The organism is Microbulbifer mixtoriginis (SeqCode) (genome assembly GCF_052467235.1).
The window spans coordinates 203,171-226,459 of record NZ_CP174305.1 but is presented as its reverse complement, the minus strand read 5'-3'; the positions used below and the strand labels follow the sequence as shown (position 1 = coordinate 226,459).

The following is a 23,289-nucleotide window of genomic DNA, read 5'->3' as shown; positions in this document are numbered from 1 at the left end:
ATTTTAGCTGTGTTGAGTGAGGGGCTTGGCCTGCTTTCCAGATGCGATTATAAGTATGGGTTTATATTCGGGTCAGTTGTATGCTGTATATGGGTTGGCACTATTAGCATGAACGTGGCGTATTTAAAGTCTAATTAATTTTCTTTTGAGGGGCTTTCCTGTCAGGTAAAAATAGAAGCTTTTGTCCCTTATATGCCTATCCAGTCAATCAGATTTGGTTTCATTCTATGATTTGATTATTTGTTTGATTAATATCTAGAGGTTCCGACTTGGAATGTATGCCTTTCGCAAGGCAAGATAACAATAAAGTTACTATAGTGACACAGGTATATCATGACAATAAAAAAACAAATGATCAAATTATCCCTTTATGGGCGGCTAGTAATTCTTATGGTGGGCCTTTTTCTGGTTCCGGGCGTCAAGTCGACAACAGCTCAGGGTGTTATACAACTGTCCCTGCAAGAACAGTTAGATAAAGATGTGCCTTTCAACCATTCGCAATGGGTGGGTACTCACAACTCTTATAATGCGCGGGAGTGGGACAGTGCCTACTGGGCGGATCCCAATCAGGATATTTCAATCTATGATCAGTTAAACTCTGGTGTGCGTGAGCTTACTTTAGATGTCGGCAATTACGGAACATTTTTTGGGGAGAATCAGCTGCGGTTATGTCATGGTGTCTGCTTTGGTGGTGAAAAAAAGTTTCGCCGTGGGCTGGAAAGTATTGTTCGTTGGTTGGAAGAGGGGAATGTTCAGTCAGTCATATTGTTGAAACTTGAAATAAATTCTGATCATTATGGCCAGATAGCCAGTCAGTTACGTGCTGAGTTAGGAAGCTATCTTTATGAGGCGAGTTTATCTGGAGGGGGATCTAATCGTTGTGCCGGTCTGCCGGTGGATTCCTTGAGTAAGCAGAATGTGTTGGATTCTGGAAAAAATATAGTCGTTGTAAATACGGATTTAATCTGTCCACAATCAGGGAGCTTTAGGTCTGTGGTACATCTCGGTCTGCAATATCAGGGGTTCTACAAAGACAAATTTAGTAAACCTACAGATCCCAATACTTGTGAGTTAATGACAACCTCGGCAAGTAAGAAAATGACGCGGTTACACGATCCAAGCACTCTTTATGGCATTGGTAGTGGTGGTAAAGGGCCGCAAGACAAGGAAATCACTGAGTCTAATGTAAAAAGCTATCTTTCCTGTGGGCTCAATATATTTGAAATGTTCTGGTTCAATGGTGATGGTAGTGCGGGGCATCTTGAGCCCGAAGACCTACTCTGGTCTTGGGAAAGTACGGAGCCGAACAACTGGAATGGCAATGAGCATTGCGCTATTTCAAAGGCGAACGGTCGTTTTAATGATGTAGCGTGCTCCAAAAGCTATCGCTTTGCTTGCCGTGATGAAGGTGACTGGAAGATTACTGCTGCTGATGCGGACTGGTCTCAAGGAGAAGTGGCTTGTAAATATGAGTATCCGGGGTCAGTTTTTGATGTTCCATTCAATGGCTATGACAATGCACGCCTTATGAGTGCCAAGATCGGAGCTGGGGCTTCCACAGTTTGGCTAGCGTATCACGATCTAAATCAGGAAGGCCTTTGGCAAAAGGGTGTGAACAAACAATAGAATAATACTGCTGCTTCACATAGGAGGAAATCAAGGAGAGAGGTGGCCTTAATGATGAAGTAATATTTACCAAGTATTCTCGCAATTGTTGGGGGGCTGGGTTTATCGCTTGTTCTTTGCTGAGAAAAGTGCAACACAGCCCCGAATTTCTATTGAATATTCTGAGAATCTACTTTGCAGGAAATTCTCCAGATCTTTCTGGCTGTCTAGGGTGTTAGAAAATATTCCTTTCTTGTTGTAGAAGGTCATTAATCGTTTGGCGATTGCACTTTTGTAAACACCTTCATGTAAAATTGTAGAGCCAAAGATAGTGCCATGATCTGAGAGTAGTTTATTAAGATAATCTATGGCAATAAGCTTTTCTGATAGTCTCCCCGGTAAGCAATGGAATAAATAATTAACAGAAATGGAATCAAATGGCTCTATATCATTAGTCATTTCACCCAGTACGTTTGTGTGAAATAGAATAGGTTTGTATCTTGCAACACGCTTTGCTGAGATATTCAAGCAGTTCTGGTTTAAATCCATAAGTGCCAATCTGATATGAGGTGAGGGAAAATGACATTTATCCATAAAATAGCCAGTGCCGACACCCACGTCCAAGTGGTTGACGCTTACATTTTCATCAAATTGCTGAAGAATTATTGGTGTAGGGCAGCGCCAAATAAAGCGATTTGATAAAAATAACACCCAAAAATCATATAGCCATAACAGTGTCTTGGAATATGCGGCTTGGCCCTTCCAGACTTCTTTACTTATTCTCATGATACTCTCCAAGCTACTGGGGTGGCCGATAGCTGATAAGGTTGCTCCTGATTGAGGATGTAAGCGTTTATCGTGGGAAACCCGCCAGAACCTTTTGATTGATCTCCTGAGTTTAATTATATGAATCGTACATTTGTGGCCTTTAAGGTCAGTATCCTTGCCTCGGTTTATGTCTGCGCCATCTATTGATGGATTGGTTGAACACAGTGGGATATAGCAAAACATGAAGATGTTGGTATGAAATGCTAATGGATTAATAGGTCATATCAAGGGAAAACCGATCAGTTACTCCAGGCGTAAGTGGCTACAGATTAAAAAGAGTAGGGAAAATGAAGGTGAGCGATTATATGACAAACCACGCCGGTTATTGGCCGGCGGTGGTGACATATGGCGTTAAGCCTGGGTAGTGAGGTATTTTAGAATATCGATAACTTGTGCAGGGCTCTGGGCCCAGGCTTGGGCTGAACCATCGACTTCTTTCAAGGCGTGAACCAGGGATTCATCGTGTAGGGTGATATAAGGCTTTCCCAGAGCTGCGCAGTAACCGGCATCGAATGCGGCGTTCCACTGCTTATATTTTTCTCCAAAGCGAATGATGGCCAGGTCGCAGTTCTCAATAGAGTGTTTGATTCGGATGGCATTGACCTTGGCCGATTTATGATCACGCCAAAAAGAGTTGGACTCTTCACCAAGGCCATCACCCGCCGCATCACTGGCATCGTGATCAGTCACTGCGGATGAAAAGCTGATATCTAACCCTAGATTTTTGCAACCCTCTATAATTTGGGTTCTCCAGTTAGAATGAATTTCACCGGAAAGGTACACTTTTAGCTTCATGGGGCCGCCTCTTGGGATAATAAGCACTATGTATCGTATAGTTGTGGCTTATTTTACATGATGCTGCAGTGGATAGGAAAAGACACGGTATGGGCTGCAGCCTCTACAGTGAATGTAGGGCTGGCCCTAAGGCCAGCACATTGAGCTTAACTTTAAAGTTAGAGTTTTTGCTTGATAAAGGTTACTTTATCTGGCGTTTTACCAGCTGGTAGCCGGGTAGAATGCATTTGGCGGAGTAACCAGTTCCCATCTACCTTGGCTAGGACGGCACTCTCCAGCCAGATAACATCCTCGCTTTTGTTTTTCTGGGTAAAGTTGGCTTTGTTCCAATAATTGACAGTCAGTAATTCGCCTTGCTGCTCGTAGTTGATGATGCTGAAGTAATTCGTTCGGGTGTAACCAGCGGGCTTAACTACATTAACAAGATCCTCTATGGTCCAGATCTCCCCATGTTCTAAAAGGATGAATGAATCAGTAACCGTACTTCTCATTGCCTGATGATCAAAATTTGACATGGCGGCAAAAAGTTTGTCGATGGTGTTAAAAGCTTCAGGCCTCTTGTCGGCATAGCAGCTGGCGGTGACGAAGAGGAGTAGCAAGCCGAAGAAAGTTCTGGTCATAATGTGTATCTCCCTATACTCGTGCATTTTGATGTAAACCTGTGCAGGTCTGCAGTGATTATATCTTTGCAAAGCAATGGCCGGTCAATACTGATCTTATGTGGTTGGTATCTTGAGCTGTATTGTTTAGGAAGGCTTCACCCATATAGGATCCCCTTTAATTCCTGTTATGTTCATTTGGGGGCTCGGCAGGGCTTTCGTCGGGTTGATGAGGTGGGTTTACTAAGGGGCTACTAAGCCGGCCGGGATACCGCTAACTCCAATATCGCCTGGCATTGAGATTCGATGGTACTTGAGTCACCGGGGATTTTTTTTGCACTCCATTGCAGTGCATGCCAAAGTACACATAGATATTTATAGATTAGCCGCCAATGGTAAAGGCGCTGTCTGTCATCTCCATTTGGTGGGCGATGGAGATAATTGACCAGTAGCTGTTGTTGCTCAGAAGGGGAAAATTGGTGCTCCTCAACCAAAGCGGCAAGGTCATAAAACTGATCTCCCATGGAAGCATATTCCCAGTCGATTGCGATTAGCTCCCCGCTGGTACTTTCGATCAGGTTTTCTTTGGTTAGGTCATTATGACAGAGACCGGGAGTATCACTTACAGCCTTTAAAGCGCTAATACTGCTGGATAGTTCACGGTGTAATTGTTTAAGAAGTGGGTAGAAATCAGCTTGAGTATTAATCGATGACCAATAGCGGTCTATTTTCTGATCAATATCCAGGTGGTTCTTAACCGGCGGGAGAGAGTGAATGCTATTAAGTCGTTTGGCAAGCCGCTTCAAAGCGCTGGGGCCCTCTTTGTGCCAGGGCTGGCCTTGAATAAACCTTGTTACCAAATAGTGATATTGAGGGTCACAATAGACAAGGGGAGCACAGAGCCCGGCGCGAGTGGCCTGGTTGAGGACTTGGGCCTCTGTTGCCCGGTCGAGATCCAGCGCTTGGCTAAGTGGGGAGTTATGGCGAATAACCAGGAGCTCTTCCCCTGATGAAACTAAATAGGTTCGATTGGTCTGCCCACCTGCCAAGGTCTGTATAAACCTAGGTCTGGACTGGCTCCACTGATGCCAGTCGCAGGGAATGATGTCGCTTGGGCTTTGGCGCATAGGTATAGATAGGGCGATATTGCTACTGCAAAGCGGCGGAAGCTTGTCTTCCCGTTAAAGAGGTTAGTCCGGGCTGATTTTGCTTATTGTAGATGGATTTCCACTGGAAAAAGCCAATAACAACCAATACCACGTAGAGCAAAAAGAGGAGCGCAGTCAGGTACAACCCTCTATCCAGGTAAAGGTAGATGGAGGCCCCATCCACTACAATCCAGTAGATCCAGTTCTCCAAAACTTTGCGGGTCACCATATAGGTGGTGACCACAGCTCCCAAAGTGGTGAAAGAATCGAGATAGGGTAGGGCGGCACTGGTAAAGTTATCTAGCAGATAACCGAATACTAGGGTTAGCAGGAAAACACCACTAATCACCATCAAGTGGGTTTGCAGTGGCCAGCGATGAATTCTTAAATCTTTGTTTTTATCCTCGTGATGACGCCATTGCCACCAGCCAAAAATCGCCATGCCCAGGTAGAACACTTGCAGTGCTGATTCCATTAGCAGGCTGACATCCCAAAATAAAACTAAATAGATTGCCGTGCTGATAAAGGCAGCATACCAGCAGCTGATTTTCTCGCGCATCGCCAATAACAGGTAAGCAAGGGCGAGAACAACAGCTGCCACTTCCCAAAGAGACATGGCTGCAATTGAGGTGCGCAGAATTTCTAGGAACTCTGAGTTAAGCATGGGGTTTTGCCGGGGCTAGGTCGCCATCAATAAATTTACAAACAAAAATAGCGCGTCCAAACTGCTCATAGGATTTGCGCATTTCTATTTTGAGAACATCCATTAGCAAATCATATTCGCCAAATACCTGAGTGCTCATAGTGTTAGTGATTACTCTCAGGCCTGAATGGCTATTCAGGCGTTCAATAAAGGCTCGAATACTGGGTATGTACTCATCTTTGAGAGGGTACATGCTGATTTCTGCGGAGAGCTGCATAGCTTTTCTCATTATTCGCCGAGAGCCAGGGGGTAACTATCCTTGGCTCCTATCTATCCAACCCGATTAAGTTCGTGAATTATCAGATAGCTATGTATCTGATGATTCACGGGCGTTAACCATTGGCTATTTGCTAAATTACAAGGTGTCCTATTAGAAAGTATAAGTACCGGTTATCCCGGCAATACGTGGTTCACCCTGTTGATAATAAGCTTCTGAGGTATAGCCATTAACTGGGTTATTTCCGAAATAAAAGCCTCTGGTATAGTAATCCTCACCTGTCAGGTTTCTACCCCATAGAGAGACTTCCCAGTTATCAAGCCGATAGGTGAGGCGGGCGTTAACCAATTCGTAGGCCGTGGATTTTTCATTGTGGCTATTAGAGAAGTAAAACTCATCCTTGCCTTCCAATTCAAGACGCAGTACCCAGTGGGTAGTGAGATCAATCTCGGTGCCAGTGAAGAACTGATAGCTTGGCGCATGAGCGACATCACGTCCATCCAGATTTACCGGAGATAGTACCGTACCGGTTTCTTCATCCTTCTCTGTATCTACGTGGGTACTGCTTATAAAGTTTTCAAACTCGGCGTTTAGCCAGCCTGCAGAAGCGAAGAGGCGCACAGTATCCGTGGCTTGGAAATTTATTTCCGCCTCAAAGCCGTAAGTTTCACCACCTGCTGCATTACCCAGGTATTCCCTAAACTTTTTACTTTCTGGATTAAAGAGTGATTGTTTGGCTTGAACATCGCTGCGGTCTTGGTAGAAAGCTGCTAGCTGCGCCTGTAGGCGGTTATCCAGCCAGTTGCCTTTGGCGCCGAGTTCGTAGTTAAGCAAATGCTCTGTATCAAACTCGAACATCTCCCTGTAAGTTTCTTCATTACCCGCGAACTCTGCGATGATCGCACCGTTCACACCCCCTGCCTTATAGCCGCGTGAAACGGTGGCGTACAGTAGCGTGTCTTCAGAATAATGATATTCCAGGGTTATATTTCCACCCCACAAATCCTCATTGCTATCTGCCTTAGTGGAATAGGAATCAGAATAATCCGCGCTGCGTTTTTCCAGGCGAAGCCCGGTAATCAGGTTGAGAGCGTCGGTTAGTGTGGTGCTCAGCTGTCCGTAAACAGCGCTGTTTTTGGTATCAAACTCACTGCTAAAAAAACTGTATTCCGTGATTGTGCCTTTAGTTTTTCCTGAAGTCTGCAGGAGGTCTTCTTGCTCATTACGATGATAAACCCCCAGTACCCAGCTAGTGCGCCCCGCAAAGAGTTTGGAGCTTTCAGTGGAGAGCAGGCGTAAATCCAAGCTGGTGTTGTCTTTGTCCCGCTGGTAATTGTCAGTTTGGCTGTATTCCCAAGGGTGAAATCCGATATAGCTCCAGTCCTCATCGTATCCGTATTCGGTATCGGAATTGGCATGGCTTAGGGTGGCTTCAAGAGTGAAATTCTCGTTACCAGACCACTGCCCAGTTAAAGCGCCAGCCCAGCTTTCCTGCTGGTCCCGACCGGGCTTGTCGGAGAGGGTCTTGCGGGTATTGTATAGAGAAAAGGCATCGTAGCCGTTATCGGCGTCAAGGTAGAAAAGGGTGAGGCCGAGTTTTAAATCGTCACTGGGAGAATAGGCCAGCTTACCGCGCAGTACGGATTCATCAATATTGTTGGTGTCATCACGGCCCAGGTACTGATTTTCCATATAGCCGTCGGACTTTCGCTCGCTGGCGGCTATACGGTAGCCAAGCTGCTCAGTCAGGCTGCCGCTGCCAATGGCGGTAAGGCTACGACCACCGTATTCACTCAACTCGGCGGAGACTTTGCCCGTTGTTTCTGAAGTGGGCGCGGCACTGCGCATATTGACCAGGCCTGCTAGGGCATTGGCGCCATACAAGGTGCCTTGCGGGCCTCGTAGAATCTCGACTTGTTCTATGTCCAGGGTGTTGGCGGCCAGGCCAAGGCCTGTGAAGTCGATACCATCAATAACCAAGCCGACTGAAGGGTTTACTGGGTCGATAAATTGGCTGCGTTCACCGATACCGCGAACCTGGATAAAGCGCCCCCGTGAGGCGCCCGTAGAAAAATTGACATTAGGTGCCATGTTCAGGAGTTGGTCCAGGTTGCCAGCTCCGCGCGCCTCAATACTGCTGGTGCTGATTACACTGACACTGCCGGGTAGATCTAGCAGGTTGGTATCACGTAATTGAGCTGTCACTACCACTTCCTCAAGCCCGCCCTCCATGGGCTTAGCGGCCATTGCTAGCCCAGCGGACAGGCCAGCCACAAGGCCGATAGATTGAGCAATCGGGCGGATTGTGAACAGTTTTTTCATGGTTCTCTCTCGAATCAACACTAATGAAAGAGACCCGGAGAGCGACGAGGGGAGGGCTTTGGCACGCCTACCTATTCCTACGCCGGTATTAACCGGATCAGGTTCAAGGGTTTGCTTAAGGTGATCTTCTTGATCCCTTTGCATCTCAGGCCTTGGCCACCCCTTAGGTTTTTGCGGGCGCGATGATAGCAGATGTTTCGCCTTTTATGGGCAGGAAGGCGTTTTTGATTGAGATTAGGCCGCCTGGCTATGGGGGGCAGAAGTATTGGTATTAAAGAATATCCAATATAATTTTAGTTTTCGGTTGCCAGGCTGTGGCTAGATTTAGGGTTGGAGTAACAGTGAAAAATTGTCCAGGTTGTAATGAGAAGCCTATCTCTCTGATTGGCTGGTGTAGTGGTCTCAACTCGATAAAATGTGTCTGTAAAAGCTGCGGTTTGAATTTGTCAGCAAATTTTGTCACTTGGCTTGTACTGTTTGTCATTGTTGTAATGATGGGTGCAGTTGCTTATACCGCATTAGTTCACTTCGATGTACATTTTAAGCAGGACCGGTGGTTGCTGATTGGTTTGATCTCTATCCCTGTGCTTATCGGATCGTTGCTGGGGTATTTGGTTGGTGGCTACAAGGTGCAGAAAAGGGGCGGTAGGTAGAGTAGGGTATATGCAAGTATTCATCGTGTGGTGACTTCCTACGTTGAAGGGGCTAATAGTGGCATTTCAAAGGCAGTGTCACTCTCTTGAATAGTAACTTTTGTCCATTGCCCATGGTAGATTGGTAGAGAGAAATTGATGGAATTGGTAGTACAAGAAAAATTAAAAGCACTTGAAGCTAAGAAAGGTATAGAAATTTTATATGCCTGTGAGTCTGGTAGTCGGGCGTGGGGCTTTGAGTCGCCGGATAGTGATTGGGATGTACGTTTTATTTACAAGCGAGATCTTAACCACTATTTGACACTTGGGACTCCTAGAGATGTTGTAGAAGTGCCTTTCGATAAGACCTTGGGGGATGAGCTTGACCTTGTTGGCTGGGATATCAATAAAACCCTAGGACTGTTAAGGGGCAGCAATCCGACATTAATCGAGTGGCTGTTTTCACCAAAAGTGTATTTCAAACGGCAAGAGGTTTTGGATGAACTTCGGAGCCTGGCGCTCAAGTGTTGGCGGCCGCGGGCCTTAGCGCATCACTATATCAGCATGGGGTTTAACTGTTATACAAAATTTGTGCAAGAAAAGGACGCTGGTGTTAAGGAAATTAAGGTTAAAAAGCTGTTATATGTAATACGCTCAATTCTGAATGCGCTTTATATAAAAAGATTTCTATCGATCCCTCCAGTCAACTTTATGCAAATGTGCGAAGAATTACTAGAGGATGATCAAGAGGAATGGCTATTCAAGCTGATAGTCAGTTTGATTGAGCAGAAAAAGGGGTTGGATGAAGGCAGTTTTGTGATTCTAGATGGTCAACTTGATGATTGGATTAATGCCAAGCTGGATCGCGGAGTGGCTAACTCAATTGAAGAACGACCTAAATTAGATTTACAAAGTTTTGATAAGGTTTTTCATTGGGTGCTTGGTGTAAATCTTAAGTAATATTTCTTTAAAGCTTGGGGCCTGGCTGATTCAGCTTGGGTAGTGGATATTTTATTCTCGGCTTCTCAATTTTATTTTTTGCGAGCTTAAGTTAGTTCATTTTTCAAAAAATCAACAAAGACTTTTGTTTTGGCTGGCATAGCTCTACCGCTTGGAATTAGGGCGCTTACCGGTGGTCCTGGCACTACTTTTTCAGGGAGCAGTTGAACAATTTTACCATTCCGGATGGATGTAAATGGATTGGTTAAACCTCCTGTAGTTTTCTCAGTAGATATTGCTTGTATTGTAAATGCAACTCAAGCATCAAGTTTTCTTCTTTCTATTTCACGGGAGGCGAGCTTTTATCATGACTCTCTTTTAAATAATGGTTTAGAAATTTCTGGGTACCATTACATGGTCTTACAGGTGAAGGGTAATTTTCACCTTGAGGCATTTTTAAAGCCATAGTATTCATTAGATGTTCATGCTGCTTTCGATATTCTTTCAGTGAACTTTAGGGAGATCCCCTGTTTCAACTTTATTCACCGGATGGAAGGAAGCATCTTATGACTGAGGCAGAGAAAAGGCAGAGAGCAAGAAGTCGCTGGAGACATTTGCGTTCTACATTGAAAACGCTGGGGCTTTTAGGTCGCTCAAGGGGGGCAAAAATGGTAGCCACTCCTTATTGGCCGGAAGTTCATCATCCCAACCACCAGGCGACCCATGGCCGTAATGGCAATGTCCGCTATCTCTCCGACCGGGATAGGCAGAAACATCTGGCCACATTTACAGGAAACATGCTGGTTATTCCTCCGCAAAGAAGGTTTGAGCTGGGTATCCTGCAAAACACTGCGGGCAACATAATTTATGTTGTGGATTCACAGCGTAATTTCTATGTCGGAAGAAAAAACTTAGGTCATTTCCATCATTCCTCATTTCTGGCTGGTGGGTCGGTGTTGGGTGCAGGAACCATTGTGCTGGGTGCTGGTTATCAAATACTTGAGGTCAATAACCACAGTGGTCACTACAGGCCAGGTGCCCGGGAATTGAAGCGGGTGGCGCTTGCTATTAGTACGCTCGGTGGGGATTTGAATCAGATACCATTTCGTGTATCGGGGGCTGGGCCCGATGTTGTTTATGGTAATGGGTTAGCACTTCTCGACGCGGCGATCTAGTTGGTTTGGTTGGTGCTTAATAGGGGGAAGCTGGAAAGGGCTTGGGTCGCCCTCGGTTTTCTGTATATGAGATTTGTGAGGGGGTTCAGGCAAGGTATAAAATTGGGGAAATAGAAGAGGACAATGCCGGGGTAGAAGCAGTGTGCCCTTGCCAATGTGGACAGGGGCACACTCAGTCGAGTATCGACCTTAGAAGCGTCTGCGGAACATTGGCAGAGGTTGATCTACACCGGACTGATAGCTGTCCCCAAAATCCTGTAGGGATTCTTTCAGGCTGGTGAGGGATTGGTTGCCTTCAAAGGCGTAGGCGTTAAAGCCACAGCGCTGCAGGTAAGTGAGCTGGTCGCGCATAAAGCCACCCACCGCACGCAGCTCCCCTTTAAAGCCAAAGCGCTCGCGCAGCATGCGGCCGGCGGTAAAGCCGCGGCCATCGGCAAATGCCGGGAAGTTAACTGCGATCAACGGAAAATTATTCGCCTCGTTGCCGATAAGCTCAGCACCTTCGTCGCTGTCTATCCAGACCCCCACTTCTGCACTGCGTTCTGCCAGGGCCTCCCGATGGGCTAACCACTGGCGCAGCGGTAGGATCAGCTTGCCGGAGGGCAGGGTATTTGGATCAATGGTTTCCTCTTCCTCCAGTTGAGGTAGTAGCTGCCAATCATTGGCGCTGACCTCACCATTGAGAATTAGCTCGGAGGGGTTGCCCGGCTGTGGGCCCAGCTTAACTGGCTTTGGCATAGACTCTCTCCTTGAAGGGCTGCAGGCCGATGCGGTTATAGGTGTCGATAAAGGGCTCTTCTGTCTGGCGCTGTTCGATGTAGAGATCGAGGATCTTGCCGATCACCCCGGTAACTTCTGCGCGAGAGAAGCTGGGGCCCAGTACCTTGGCCAGACTGGCTTCGTTGGAAGCACTGCCGCCTAGTTGTATCTGGTAGAACTCCTCGCCTTTCTTGTCCACACCGAGGATGCCGATATGGCCCACATGGTGGTGACCACAGGCATTCATGCAGCCGGAAATGTTCAGATTCAGATCGCCCAGGTCGTAGAGGTAATCCATATCGTCGAATTGGCGCTGAATGGCTTCGGCGACTGGGATCGACTTGGCGTTGGCCAGGGAGCAGTAGTCGCCGCCGGGACAGCAAATCATATCGGTGAGAGTGCCAATATTGGGTGTGGCAAAGCCGTGTTTGCGCGCCTGTTGCCACAGCTCGTACAGTTGGTCCTGTTCCACATCGGCCAATACCACGTTTTGGTCGTGGGTGGCACGGGCTTCGCCGAAACTGTAAGCATCGGCCAGATCGGCGATGGCCTCAAGCTGGCGGTCGGTGACATCACCAGGGGGCACACCCGTTGGCTTGGTGGAGAGCTTGATAGCGCGGTAACCCGGTACTCGGTGAGGGTAAGTATTGCGCTCCAGCCAGCGCGCAAAAGCCTTGTCGCTATCAGCCTGCTGCTGCAGGGTCGCCTCGCTGGCTGCACCATCAAAGCTCTTGTAGTCAGGCTCGGTAAAGAAGGACTTGGCCCACTGCAGAGCTTCTGGGGTCAATTTCTCTACCCCGTCTTTAATGTGCTGCCACTCTTCTTCCACACGGCGGCCAAATTCTTCGGGGCCTAGGGCTTTCACCAGAATCTTGATGCGCGCCTTGTATTTGTTATCGCGACGGCCCAGCTGGTTGTATACCCGTACAATCGCTTCCAGGTAGGAGAGCAGATCTTCCTCCGGCAGGAAATCGCGGATGGTTTCGGCGATAACTGGTGTGCGGCCCTGGCCGCCACCGACAAGCACCTGGAAGCCAATCTCTTCGCCGCGCTTCACAATCTGCACACCGATATCGTGTACACGAATCGCAGCGCGGTCCTGCTCGGAACCGCTAACCGCGATTTTGAACTTGCGCGGCAGGAAGGCGAATTCCGGGTGGAAGGTGGACCATTGGCGGATCAGCTCGCAGTAGGGGCGGGGGTCGGCAATCTCGTCGAGAGCGATGCCCGCATAGGGGTCAGAAGTCGTGTTGCGGATACAGTTACCGCTGGTCTGTACAGCGTGCATCTCCACTTCAGCCAATTCGGCCAGAATAGCTGGGACATCTTCCAGCTGGGGCCAGTTATACTGCAGGTTCTGGCGCGTGGTGAAGTGAGCGTACCCTTTATCGTAGTCTCGGCTGACGCGGGCGAGACGGCGCAGCTGGTTGCTGTTGAGCAGGCCGTAGGGCACGGCGATGCGCAACATGGGGGCCAGTCGCTGAATATAGAGGCCATTTTGCAGGCGCAGTGGCAGGAATTGTTCCTCACTCAACTCGCCGGCGAGGTAACGTTCCGTCTGGCCGCGGAACTGGGCAACGCGATCATTGATGATGGCGCGATCCCGGTCGTCGTATCGATACATAACAGCTTGATTCCATTGCCTTTGTGCGCGGATGGTGGAGAGAGGGGCAAGCCCCGGATGGTTCTCCGCTGGCGCCTAACATACCAGTACGCTTATGCAATAAATAACAATATTTTCCGCTATGTCTGTAACCAACAGTTATAAGAGGGTACCGCTGGCTTAGGAGAGCCGGCAAGTAAGCGTTTTCTGTTCCCGTTGATCATATTTGATTGCGGGTATCACTGTAGATTATAGCGACAACGCTTTTCTGAGGGGTAGCTTGGATAACTCGTGTGAAGCCAAGGAGTATCACAGGGGAGGACAACTTTGATGCTCACCTCTACGATCTTTGATAATGGTCATGAGCTTGTTATGGAGGTTGCTGGCCAAAGGATCTATGGGGGAGCAAGTTCAGTTATACCGGTTCGGGATTGCTGTAAGTCTAATTTTTTTGGCCGGGTGGCTATAGCGGCTCTCGCAGGATTACATTACTGGGAGTCTCCTCGTGTATTCTCAGCGAGAATGAATCCATCATCGTTCATAGCAAGAGGCTCGTTTTGAAGTTGATGCAGCTGTACTGCGCTTATAATGAGCGTAGATTGTGGGTGTAGCTTCGACTCTGATGATGGAGTTCTTGCAAGATGGTAAAGAAATGGTGTTAGTTCTTCATTATTGAGGCCCCGTTAATGCTCTCAATTCACTTGCCACCTTCGGATCACGTTTGATTAACATTTGGTGAAGGCAGGGCGGGAAGGATTCAATTGGTTGGCACTGATGTCGGTTAGGGGTAGCCTCTGCAGGCTCACCGGCGTTAGAAAAAGCCCCTTTCAGTTTACAGAAGGTTTTTTGGCCGGCATTGAGGCTTCCTCAGGCATCCGGTCAGATAGAAAAGGTGGGGAGACTGCCGCCCCTTATTGGCCTGGCTTCCCCGCGATACGTTTCCTTTTACTTCCTTCAATACTTCTTTTCTGAAGACGTATTTATTTGATTGATACCTTCGTCTTAATTATCGCTCCTGACAATTTTGTAAAAGGGAGGGGCTTTTGTAAATTCAGCCTGATAAATCCTTCGTGCTAGTATTTTTTTGCTGAAGGGTTATTTCATTTTGTGAGGCCTGCAAAAAATTAGAGCTGTTTGTGCTGCGGGGTTTCACTGAAAAATTATTCTTCAGTTCTCCAAGGGAATGCAAATCTGGCACACGTAGGAAGGCACACTCAAGATTCTCTGTTTGGGGGCAAGTTTTGGGGGTAAAAAGTGTGGAAGCGGTTTATTTTTTGCATGATGTGTCTTGTTGAGGGCATGAGATGTTTGCCTTAAAAATTACACGGCCAACAAAGCTCGCGTAAATCATAGCGAATAGGTGATGAAGGTGAGGCTTAAGCTTGCTCCTGAGCTTAGGATAATTCCAGGTTAAGAAATCAGATAACAGAAAAATCAACCTGACAATACGATATATTTATTCTGCATACCTGACTTAATTGACAGCGGATGCCCTATTGTTAATTTTTTTTGAAGTTGATTTATATGTCAGTATACTCGCGCGCATTATCCCCGCCTCAATGATCGGGTGTGGTTTTTTCCAGTAAAAAGTAAAGAGCATCTCCGCTGTGTCAAAGGATTGTATTGCGCTAACTCGTGCCTGGTTGTCTGGGCTTATTTTTCTTTGTTTATCTTCTGTGGCTTTGGCGAACATATCGGGCCCCACATCCAGTTCTACAGGAAAATTTACAATATCCGGAATTGCACGTGCCCAGTTTCTTACTGAGTACAGAAATGGTCTTGCAATAAGAGATATTCCCGTCAGCGAGGGTTCGATATCAATTGCTGTTTCATCCTCAGGAACCTATAAATATGAGGGTTGGTGGCGGTTCTGTTTACTTGATAAGCCAGGGCCGGGTCCACTTGCGTTGAGTCTCCCCAATCCCGGTCCCGGCTTGCCTGACCCTGGCCTACCTGATCCCGGTCAGCCCGATCCCGAACCCGATCAGCCTGAAGACAGTTGTGAAGCATGGGATAGCAGGAAGAACTCCATCGGCAGCCATACAGTTGAAGTTACTTTAGAGCCTGATGCCACGCCCCCGGGCCCTATTTATTTTCCAGCTATCAGTACTTTGCCTGATGTTAGCGAAGACATTAAGTTGGGCTATCCTACGAGCCTCTTCAGAGTGGCCTGGGGCGAAGCTTCTGAAAAGCCGAAAAGATATGAGCTTTGGCGAAAAAGTGGGGAAAGTACCAGCTGGCAAATGGAGTACTCTGGTCCAGATCTTTATAAGGATTTTACTAATCTGTTAACCGACACCTATCAATTTCGGGCTCGAGCCTGCAATTCTGGTTGTAGCAGCTATACAGATATAAAAAGTATCACCTTAGTTGAAACCCCATTTGAAATGTCTGCGACAAGTGATGGGGATGGTGGAATATCTGTTAGTTGGTGGCCGGTTAGGGGGGCCGATCATTATATTCTTCAAGAGCAGAAGGATGATGGTCCCTGGGTTGAAGTTTACAGTGGGGCAGAGAATCGCAAAACCCTAACTGGCCGCCGTTACGGTAGGTTTGGATATAAAGTTGCCGCGGTCAAAGATGGTACCACTGGAGGGGCTAAGGCTACTTGGATCACCGTAGAATGGGTTCCTGTTTCTACGCTTCCGAATGTGGGCACGGTACCGTCGCCTACCGATTCCAGTGTATTGGCCTCCGACCGGGTTGGAATATTGCCTGGGGAATTCCGTGTGAGTGAATCTGGTGCGGCTACTTACACAATTCCTCTTCAGGTGGGCCCGTCATCAGGTGGTAGTACTCCGGATCTCAGTGTGACTTACAGTAGTTCCGGCAGCAATGGTTCTCTAGGGGTTGGCTGGGGTATCAATGGGTTGTCCGTTATCACCGCTTGCCGCAAAACTCTTGAAGAAGATGGTGCTAATGGCAGTGCTTTTGACCGATTCTGTCTAGATGGCCAGCGTCTGAAACTGGTGTCGGGACAGTACGGAAGTTTCGGTAGTGAGTATCGCACCAGCATCGATAGCTTCGTACGGGTAAGCTTGGTTTCAAGCTCTACCGGCAACGGTCAGGGCTTTGAGGTGTATCGAAAGGATGGCTCTATCTCTTATTACGGTATGAATGCGGATGCGCAACAGGAAGGTGCTTGGTACTTGAATACCCAAGAAGATAGCGTTGGCAATCGTATTGAGTACACCTACCTGAAAGATACCGCGCTCGGCGAACACCTGATTGAAACGGTAGATTATTCCGCGAATGGTCACTACTCAACACTGAATCGGATTCAGTTCCACTATGATACGAACCGTAACGATAAGATATACGGTTACCGCTTCGGACAGAAGATAGCCGCAACTCGCAGACTCACAGCGATTAGTTCTAGCGCGGACTCTGTGGAGTTGCGCCGTTACAATTTCAGTTATCAGGAGAGTGCTACCGGGCGTTTACTGCTAGAAGAGGTGGAGGAGTGTGTAAATAGTAATTGTCGCAAGCCGACAGTGTTTACTTACGCAAAATCTGACAGTGATGGCTTAGTTAATGGTCTTGCCAATCCTGCTATTTTCCACTCTGGCTTTGAGGGTGGTAAATATGGCGATGTGAATGGTGATGGGCGCACAGATTTTGTATTTATTCGTTACGATGGTAGCAATGGAAAACGCTATATTCGTATTGCGCTTGGAACAGAGCAGGGTTCACTTGCTATCCAACCAGGACAGATGCGCATTCGATCCAACGAGCGGAAAGAATGGCACCTGTTAGATTATAATAATGACGGCATGGATGATTTGCTGCATACGCCAATATCTGACAGCTCTTCCTATTGGGAGGTGAATTATTCGAACGGTTCAGCGTTTAGCGTTACAGATACGCCTACTGCAATTACCTTCCAAAAAGATCAAGTAGGTCAAATGCATGATTTTAATGCAGATGGGTTGCCGGATTACATATATTTTACAGGAGGTAACGCAAACCTTTTCAATAATGGGGAAGCTAAAATAAAAGTTAGAGAGCTGCAGCGTAGCAGTTCAGGGAAGTTGTCTTTTAAAAAAAGTGAGGTGGTAAGGAGCCTATCCCTCCCCAGCTCTACTCCCCCTGGAGGTAAAAATTTCCTTTACTCTGGTCTGACACGAGTGAATGTGCGTGATAAAGACATTGTTGCAGATTTTAATGCTGACGGTGTTGCGGACTTAACCGCAGTTGTATCAACCCACTGGCGTTGTACTGAAGTTTCTATAGATTGTTATGAAGGAATTACGTCGCAAACGGATTATCATTTTGTAGTGCTGATGTCCGATGCCAATGGTAGGCATTCTACTGTTTTTTCACGTAAATTATATAATAGTGGTGGCTCCACTGAGCATATGGTGAGCGATCTCAATGGCGATGGCTTACCTGATTTACTTTTTAGAACTAATAATACAGGTACCTGGGGAATTTATCACTTTACTGGTGAGAAATTTATTTCTGCAGGTTCTCTGCCTGCTATCGTAGATGACAATATTCAGTTGTATGATTGGGATATGGATGGTCTGATCGATATTCTCTACCCTAATGCTAACGATAAAATAAATAATGAATACCAGTATTTATATGCACTCCTCAATAAATCAAACGGCTTTGGTACTGGATTCAAGACTGGGTTAATACTTGGTGTGGATAAGAATGATCACAGTCACTATATTATGGATGTGACTGGGGATGGTCGTCCTGAAATTGTTGAAAATTGCGCTAACCGGGATGAAAAAGAAAACCATTGCGATGATATGCGCAGCCGCTCAGGCTTCTTTAGTAGTTCTGGCTCTACAGATAAATATGTGCGTGTCCTCAAGCCTAAGCATGGCGATAAACCGGTTGATATTCTTGAATCTGTTGAAAATGGTTTCGGCGTTAGAACAGAAATTCAATATTCGCGCCTTAATGATGACAGCTCTAATGTCTACACCCGCAAGAAGGGTTCCTTCAAACTAAATTACGGGCGTGGTTCACCTGTTTTTGATCTGTATTCACCGACGTACGTGGTGAAGAAAGTGACTTCTGATGCGCCGGCGGCCAACGACAATAACAATACTGTAGAGGCGCATTACCACTATGCAGGTGCACGTATGCAGAGTGGTGGGCGTGGCTTCCTTGGATTTGAGTCAGTCACTACCTATGATCCACAGAATAAGGTGAAGACTACAACACACTACCGTCAGGATTATCCCTTTATCGGAATGCCTTCACAGACGGCCAAGGTGATTGAACCGAATGCAAGCAATATCAAAAATCCGGCTACCTGTAGTGAATCCAGCCTGAAGTTAATTAATTGCTCTATTAATACGCTTAAATCGGTTGAGCCGGTATCTGGTAAAACAGTAATGCCTTATATCAGCCAAGCACAAGACAAGTCCTATAGCCTGAATGGTGATTATCTGGGTAAGGTGGTGACTTCCACTAACTATACGGCTGCTAACGATATCAAATATGGTAACGTCAGCTCGGTGGTGGTTAAAAACTACGACGCCTCTAACACCCTAGTGCAAAGCAAAACCACAAGTAACAAGTACAATAATGTAGTCAGTAGTAACCGCTGGCATTTGGCTCGCCTAAGTGAGAGTAGCGTTACTACTCAACGGTATGGGAGCTTGGCTGCACCACAGATCAAGCGCACTGTACATTTTGGTTATGACGACCAGACTGGCTTGTTAACTGATGAGTGGGTAGCCAAGGGTAGTGCACAAGAGTTGCATACCCACTATGAGCACGATCGCTTTGGCAATCGCATTAAATCTATTGTCACGAATGCGCTTGGTGAAAGCCGCACCAGCCGCACTGCTTATGATAACTATGGCCGCTTCCCCATCAGTCAAACCAATGCTCTTGACCAGACGGTAGCCCGGTATCTGGAAATAGATGCCTATGGTCAGCCGCGCGAAGTGTTAGATATTGGTGAGGTGGCTACCATTTATGCTTATTCCGAATTTGGAACTCGCTTCTTTGAGTACCATGAGACAGGCAGTTATAGCACTACCCTGAGCGCGCTTTGTGCTGACAGTGGTGGCTGCCCCACAATAGCTGGGGTGCCAGCCCACTTTAAAGTGACCACTACCGGGATAGAGCAAGCCAAGAGCGTGACATACCACGATCGCTTGGGTCGCGAGATTCGAAAGCAAACCCAGGACTTTCACGGTAATCCGGTATTTGTCGATACTCAGTACGATGCGCAGTCCCGCGTTAAAAGGATCTCTGAACCCTATAGCAGTAGTAACTCCCCAAGCTGGACTACTTACTCTTACGATATTCTAGGGCGTACCACCAAAGTGGACGCTCCTAGTGGCCAGTGTGATAGCACCATTACTTACAATGGCCTGATAGAAACCATCAAGAACTGTGCTCAGCAAACCAAGGTTACCCAGAAAAACGTCCTCGGTGAGTTGGCTCAGGTTACCGATAATATCGGCGGTAAACTGCAATACAGCTACTATGCCGATGGCAATCTCAAACAGGTGCGCACCCTGAACAGCGGCGGCGCTGAAACTTCGGCAACTCGCGTTGATTACGATTATCTTGGTCGCAAGAGTCGCATGGTGGACCCGGATAAGGGCACCTGGACCTACGGTTACACAGGCTTTGGTGAACTGGCATGGCAGAAGGATGCCAAAGGGCAGGGCACCGCCATGAGCTATGATGCCCTCGGCCGCATGGTGACTCGCGCCGACTACACTAGCTTCGATAGCAATAACCAAACGGGTACCCTGCAGAATTTTAGCCGCTGGTTTTTCGACGAGTACCCCGGTTGTAACTCGATCAAGTTTAAGGGTAAGTTGGTGGCTGTGGCCCAAGCTCCCGTTGCTATTAGGCCTGGCTGCAATGTCAATATGGAGGACGTCAGTTACTTAAAGCTGATGTACTACGATAAATACGGCCGTCTAGGCGAGACTGTTACCGGGCTCGGTGTACTCGATGGCGAGGGGGACTTTTATGAAAAGGTCACGTACGATCAATACGGCCGCATTAGTGGCAGTTTCGATGCGAGTAATCAGCAGCTGAGCAAGGGCGAGGGCTACTTGCGTGGTGTAGAAACGGTTTACAACCCATTTGGTTTTAAAGTGGGTGTGCGTGATGTAACCGCCCCTGCAGATAGTGGTTATTATTACCGGGTTAAGCGCATGAACCTGCGCGGCCAGGTGGAAGAAGTATTGCTCGGCAATGGCCTCACCACCACCTATGCCTACGATCCACAACATCACCGCCTCACCAGTATCCTCACGGATATCAATCCCGGTGTCGGTCAGGTGCAGAATCTGCATTACGACTGGAATGCCATCGGCAACCTGCTCTCTAAAACCGACCTCAGTGGCGATGGTAGTTACAGCAAGGACCTGCAGGAACGTTTTGAGTATGACGGCCTCAACCGCCTTCGCTATGCGCGCCTCTATCAAGCCGGCAGTCAAGCTGCCACCCAGGAGGTTCGCTATGATGATGCAGGTAATATCACCTATAAAACGGGCGTTGGTAGTTATGAGTACAATGGCCCACGCCCCCATGCGGTAACCAAAGCCGGTAATACCACCTATCACTACGACGACAACGGCAACATGAGCAGCGACTCGGGCAGCCGTACGCTGGACTACACCATCTTTGATAAACCCAGCCTGATCACTAAGGGCAGCCACGATACACGCTTTACCTACGGCCCGGATCGCAGCCGCTTCAAGCGCGTGGACGATAATGGCAAAGGCACAGTGACCACCTTGCAGATCGGCAGCGTTGAGAAAGTGATTGAGCGCAGCACCTCCGGTGCTTATATCAAGAGCTTCTATCGCCGTAATATCGCAGGCGTTGCTATTGAGCGTGTCGAGCTGAATGCATCTGATGAAATTGCTGGAACCAGCACCCAATATTTGCACAAAAACCTGCAGGGATCTCTGGATGTTATTACCGATAGCACCGGTCAGGTTGCCAAAGATACTGCGGGCAACAAGCTGGTTTATAGCTTTGATGCCTGGGGTAAGCGCCGCAATGCCTTAAGCTGGGAACAGATTGCCGGCGCGCCTGCGAATACGGTTAGCGCCCTCAGTGTGGGAGCCTTTAATCACCTGAGTAGCAACCGCGGTTATACCGGTCATGAAATGCTGGATGAGGTGGGCCTAATCCATATGAATGGACGGGTCTACGACCCAACCCTGGCCCGTTTTGTCTCTGCGGACCCAATGATTGATGGGGTCACCTCGGTTCAGGGCTACAACCGCTACGCTTATGTGCACAATAATCCGCTGACTTACACGGATCCATCTGGGTACAGTTCCTGGAATAAGTTTAGAGATGCTTTCATTAATAGCCGCGATATTCATCGCTATATGGCCGGCAAGCCATTTTTGAATGCAATTGCACAAGTTGCCATTTGTGTAGCTTCTAATGCTGGTTGTCCGGCGGCATTAGCCATGTACAACGCAAATCAAACCTATCAACTAACAGGAGATATAGGGTTAGCTTTCCGCAATGGTGTCTTTGCAGCAGTTTCAGCGGCAGCCTTCTCCGGCATGCCCAGAGGATGGAGTCCGACTAATATTGCAATCCGTGGAGTAACCGGAGGTATATTGGCAAAACTGGGTGGTGGAAAGTTTGCCCACGGTTTTGTCTCGGCGGGAGTCGGTGGTGGATTTGGGGAAAATACGCATGTAGCCGTTAAGATGGTGGTTTCAGGGCTGGTATCTGAGGCTACAGGTGGCAAGTTTATTAATGGGGCGGCGACTGCTGCATTCGCAATAATAGCTAAAGCAGTTTCTGAGGAAGGCTTTGGCCAATTTAAGACGGACTCTCAGCTGTTAGAGGGTTATCGAGAAAGTCTAAATAAATATGGAAGTACCAGTTCTTCATTTGAGGTTTCCGAAGATTTAACCATTGATTACACGATTAGTGGGCCAGACGGGTTTTCAAAAACTGTAAGTAATAACCTTGCTCGTCTGAATAAAACTGAAAAAGGTCGACAGATTTTAGTTGGTATTGCTAAGAGTGATACAAAACTAAGCATTTTCTACAATCCGGGGCAGAATGCGGCAACACAACGTAGGTTTTGGGATTTTTCTTGGGAGGGGACAACAGTTGCCTATGATCCTAACTATGTTCGGGCACCAGCAGGCCTTTTTGTGACAAACTCTGGCAGGCCAATTTCACCACTAATATCGCCAGTACATTCCCTGGCCCATGAGTTGATTCATGTTTGGCAAAATTCTTCCTGGTCTAATGTCGTCCCACAAGTGAGTGGGGTGGTTGTAAGTGAAAATCCATGGGAAAGGCAGGCTTCAAACCATATGAACTTACTGCGTGCAGAGCAGCGCTCAGGATATATTCGAGTTAGATATTAAAAATGATAGAGAATTGCACTATGCCATTTTTCATAAAGTATTTAGGTAAGTTGGTGATTATATTTTTCCTGGCTATTTTGGGGGTGGTGGTTGGTAACTTTGTGGGGCCGGATGCAGCAATCTCTCCCTTTTTGCCTACTAGTGCGGATAGGCAGTTTATGGAGTACACAGGAATCCTTACGAATTTTTCTCTTGGGTTTTTTACGGCTGTTTTTAGCTTCTTGGGTTGCATCTTGCTGAATTTATTGTTGCGGCAAGGTTTTGCCGTTTCCTTAGGGGTGTGGTTTACCTATAATGTAATTTTGCACTTAAGGATGCATGCATTACCGGAGATAGATGCCCCCTTTATTTTTGCATTTCTTGTTGGGCAGTTGGCAGTCTTGGGGGTATTGAAGCTTCTTGAGGGGAGCTGTGGAAACATTGGGGATGGCTACATTGATAGATTAAGGTTTTGAACTTTGGGCGAAAAATTCAGGATAAACCTACATCGAAAGAAGCATGGTTAAAGTCTCAAAAAGACCTAGTTGCAACTCTTTAGCTTTATCGCGTTCCGAGGCCAAGCGCTTCATAAGCCTCGCTGTGCTTGCAGGGTAGCTTCAAGGTTGCAAGCGTCTTTTTGT

General features: G+C 47.4%; 14 protein-coding genes and 1 riboswitch. Of the genes, 5 read left to right on the top strand and 9 right to left on the bottom strand.

The annotated features are described in order from the left end of the window. Positions 1 to 333 precede the first annotated feature (333 nt). A complete protein-coding gene (locus ACJJIO_RS00905) occupies positions 334 to 1,626 on the top strand; it encodes a phosphoinositide-specific phospholipase C-related protein (protein WP_444909853.1) in 1,293 nt (430 codons plus the stop codon). 102 nt (positions 1,627 to 1,728) lie between these two features. Here the strand turns inward: ACJJIO_RS00905 and ACJJIO_RS00900 are convergent, their stop codons facing one another. From ACJJIO_RS00900 to ACJJIO_RS00870, 7 genes are all read right to left on the bottom strand, one after another. Continuing rightward, a complete protein-coding gene (locus ACJJIO_RS00900; protein ID WP_444909852.1) occupies positions 1,729 to 2,391 on the bottom strand; it encodes a class I SAM-dependent methyltransferase in 663 nt (220 codons plus the stop codon). Between the two features lie 393 nt (positions 2,392 to 2,784). Continuing rightward, on the bottom strand, positions 2,785 to 3,228 hold the full coding sequence (locus ACJJIO_RS00895; protein WP_444909851.1) for a YtoQ family protein: 444 nt from the start codon (positions 3,226 to 3,228) through the stop codon (positions 2,785 to 2,787). Between the two features lie 158 nt (positions 3,229 to 3,386). Beyond that, complete coding sequence (locus ACJJIO_RS00890; protein WP_444888773.1) at positions 3,387 to 3,848, bottom strand: nuclear transport factor 2 family protein; 462 nt, start codon at positions 3,846 to 3,848, stop codon at positions 3,387 to 3,389. 233 nt (positions 3,849 to 4,081) lie between these two features. Beyond that, a complete protein-coding gene (locus tag ACJJIO_RS00885) occupies positions 4,082 to 4,954 on the bottom strand; it encodes a phosphotransferase (RefSeq protein WP_444909850.1) in 873 nt (290 codons plus the stop codon). 22 nt (positions 4,955 to 4,976) lie between these two features. Further along, the gene (pnuC, locus tag ACJJIO_RS00880) at positions 4,977 to 5,639 is read right to left on the bottom strand and encodes a nicotinamide riboside transporter PnuC (protein ID WP_444909849.1); all 663 of its coding nucleotides are present in this window, start codon (positions 5,637 to 5,639) and stop codon (positions 4,977 to 4,979) included. Further along, positions 5,632 to 5,895, bottom strand: coding sequence for a hypothetical protein (locus ACJJIO_RS00875; protein ID WP_444888776.1), 264 nt, complete (start codon positions 5,893 to 5,895; stop codon positions 5,632 to 5,634). Before ACJJIO_RS00875 ends, pnuC begins: the two co-directional genes overlap by 8 nt. A gap of 153 nt (positions 5,896 to 6,048) precedes the next feature. Continuing rightward, complete coding sequence (locus tag ACJJIO_RS00870; RefSeq protein ID WP_444909848.1) at positions 6,049 to 8,217, bottom strand: TonB-dependent receptor; 2,169 nt, start codon at positions 8,215 to 8,217, stop codon at positions 6,049 to 6,051. Positions 8,218 to 8,274: 57 nt separating this feature from the next. Next, a riboswitch (TPP riboswitch) is annotated at positions 8,275 to 8,391 on the bottom strand. A 617-nt stretch (positions 8,392 to 9,008) separates the two neighbouring features. Between ACJJIO_RS00870 and ACJJIO_RS00865 the strand changes: the two genes are divergently transcribed. Further along, positions 9,009 to 9,809 carry a nucleotidyltransferase domain-containing protein gene (locus tag ACJJIO_RS00865; RefSeq protein WP_444909847.1) on the top strand — a complete coding sequence of 267 codons (801 nt, stop codon included), beginning with the start codon at positions 9,009 to 9,011 and terminating at the stop codon, positions 9,807 to 9,809. A gap of 545 nt (positions 9,810 to 10,354) precedes the next feature. Continuing rightward, positions 10,355 to 10,963, top strand: a complete 609-nt coding sequence (locus tag ACJJIO_RS00860) for an IQM protein middle domain-containing protein (protein ID WP_252085585.1) — start codon at positions 10,355 to 10,357, stop codon at positions 10,961 to 10,963. Positions 10,964 to 11,152: 189 nt separating this feature from the next. Here ACJJIO_RS00860 and ACJJIO_RS00855 read toward each other — a convergent pair whose 3' ends face one another. Both ACJJIO_RS00855 and ACJJIO_RS00850 read right to left on the bottom strand, forming a co-directional pair. Then, complete coding sequence (locus ACJJIO_RS00855; protein WP_444888780.1) at positions 11,153 to 11,701, bottom strand: DUF934 domain-containing protein; 549 nt, start codon at positions 11,699 to 11,701, stop codon at positions 11,153 to 11,155. Beyond that, the gene (locus ACJJIO_RS00850) at positions 11,685 to 13,346 is read right to left on the bottom strand and encodes a nitrite/sulfite reductase (RefSeq protein ID WP_444909846.1); all 1,662 of its coding nucleotides are present in this window, start codon (positions 13,344 to 13,346) and stop codon (positions 11,685 to 11,687) included. Before ACJJIO_RS00850 ends, ACJJIO_RS00855 begins: the two co-directional genes overlap by 17 nt. A 1,886-nt stretch (positions 13,347 to 15,232) precedes the next feature. On the opposite strand from ACJJIO_RS00850, the gene ACJJIO_RS00845 reads away from it, so the two are divergent. After that, entirely contained in the window at positions 15,233 to 22,669 is a 7,437-nt protein-coding gene (locus ACJJIO_RS00845) for an RHS repeat-associated core domain-containing protein (protein ID WP_444909845.1), read from the top strand. A 20-nt stretch (positions 22,670 to 22,689) separates the two neighbouring features. Further along, the gene (locus ACJJIO_RS00840; protein ID WP_444909844.1) at positions 22,690 to 23,124 is read left to right on the top strand and encodes a hypothetical protein; all 435 of its coding nucleotides are present in this window, start codon (positions 22,690 to 22,692) and stop codon (positions 23,122 to 23,124) included. Positions 23,125 to 23,289: the final 165 nt, after the last annotated feature.

Bases quoted from the DNA above. Each gene is read 5' to 3' on its own strand.
- ACJJIO_RS00905 (WP_444909853.1), top strand. From the start codon at position 334: ATGACAATAAAAAAACAAATGATCAAATTATCCCTTTATGGGCGGCTA.
- ACJJIO_RS00900 (WP_444909852.1), bottom strand. From the start codon at position 2,391: ATGAGAATAAGTAAAGAAGTCTGGAAGGGCCAAGCCGCATATTCCAAG.
- ACJJIO_RS00895 (WP_444909851.1), bottom strand. From the start codon at position 3,228: ATGAAGCTAAAAGTGTACCTTTCCGGTGAAATTCATTCTAACTGGAGA.
- ACJJIO_RS00890 (WP_444888773.1), bottom strand. From the start codon at position 3,848: ATGACCAGAACTTTCTTCGGCTTGCTACTCCTCTTCGTCACCGCCAGC.
- ACJJIO_RS00885 (WP_444909850.1), bottom strand. From the start codon at position 4,954: ATGCGCCAAAGCCCAAGCGACATCATTCCCTGCGACTGGCATCAGTGG.
- pnuC (WP_444909849.1), bottom strand. From the start codon at position 5,639: ATGCTTAACTCAGAGTTCCTAGAAATTCTGCGCACCTCAATTGCAGCC.
- ACJJIO_RS00875 (WP_444888776.1), bottom strand. From the start codon at position 5,895: ATGCAGCTCTCCGCAGAAATCAGCATGTACCCTCTCAAAGATGAGTAC.
- ACJJIO_RS00870 (WP_444909848.1), bottom strand. From the start codon at position 8,217: ATGAAAAAACTGTTCACAATCCGCCCGATTGCTCAATCTATCGGCCTT.
- ACJJIO_RS00865 (WP_444909847.1), top strand. From the start codon at position 9,009: ATGGAATTGGTAGTACAAGAAAAATTAAAAGCACTTGAAGCTAAGAAA.
- ACJJIO_RS00860 (WP_252085585.1), top strand. From the start codon at position 10,355: ATGACTGAGGCAGAGAAAAGGCAGAGAGCAAGAAGTCGCTGGAGACAT.
- ACJJIO_RS00855 (WP_444888780.1), bottom strand. From the start codon at position 11,701: ATGCCAAAGCCAGTTAAGCTGGGCCCACAGCCGGGCAACCCCTCCGAG.
- ACJJIO_RS00850 (WP_444909846.1), bottom strand. From the start codon at position 13,346: ATGTATCGATACGACGACCGGGATCGCGCCATCATCAATGATCGCGTT.
- ACJJIO_RS00840 (WP_444909844.1), top strand. From the start codon at position 22,690: ATGCCATTTTTCATAAAGTATTTAGGTAAGTTGGTGATTATATTTTTC.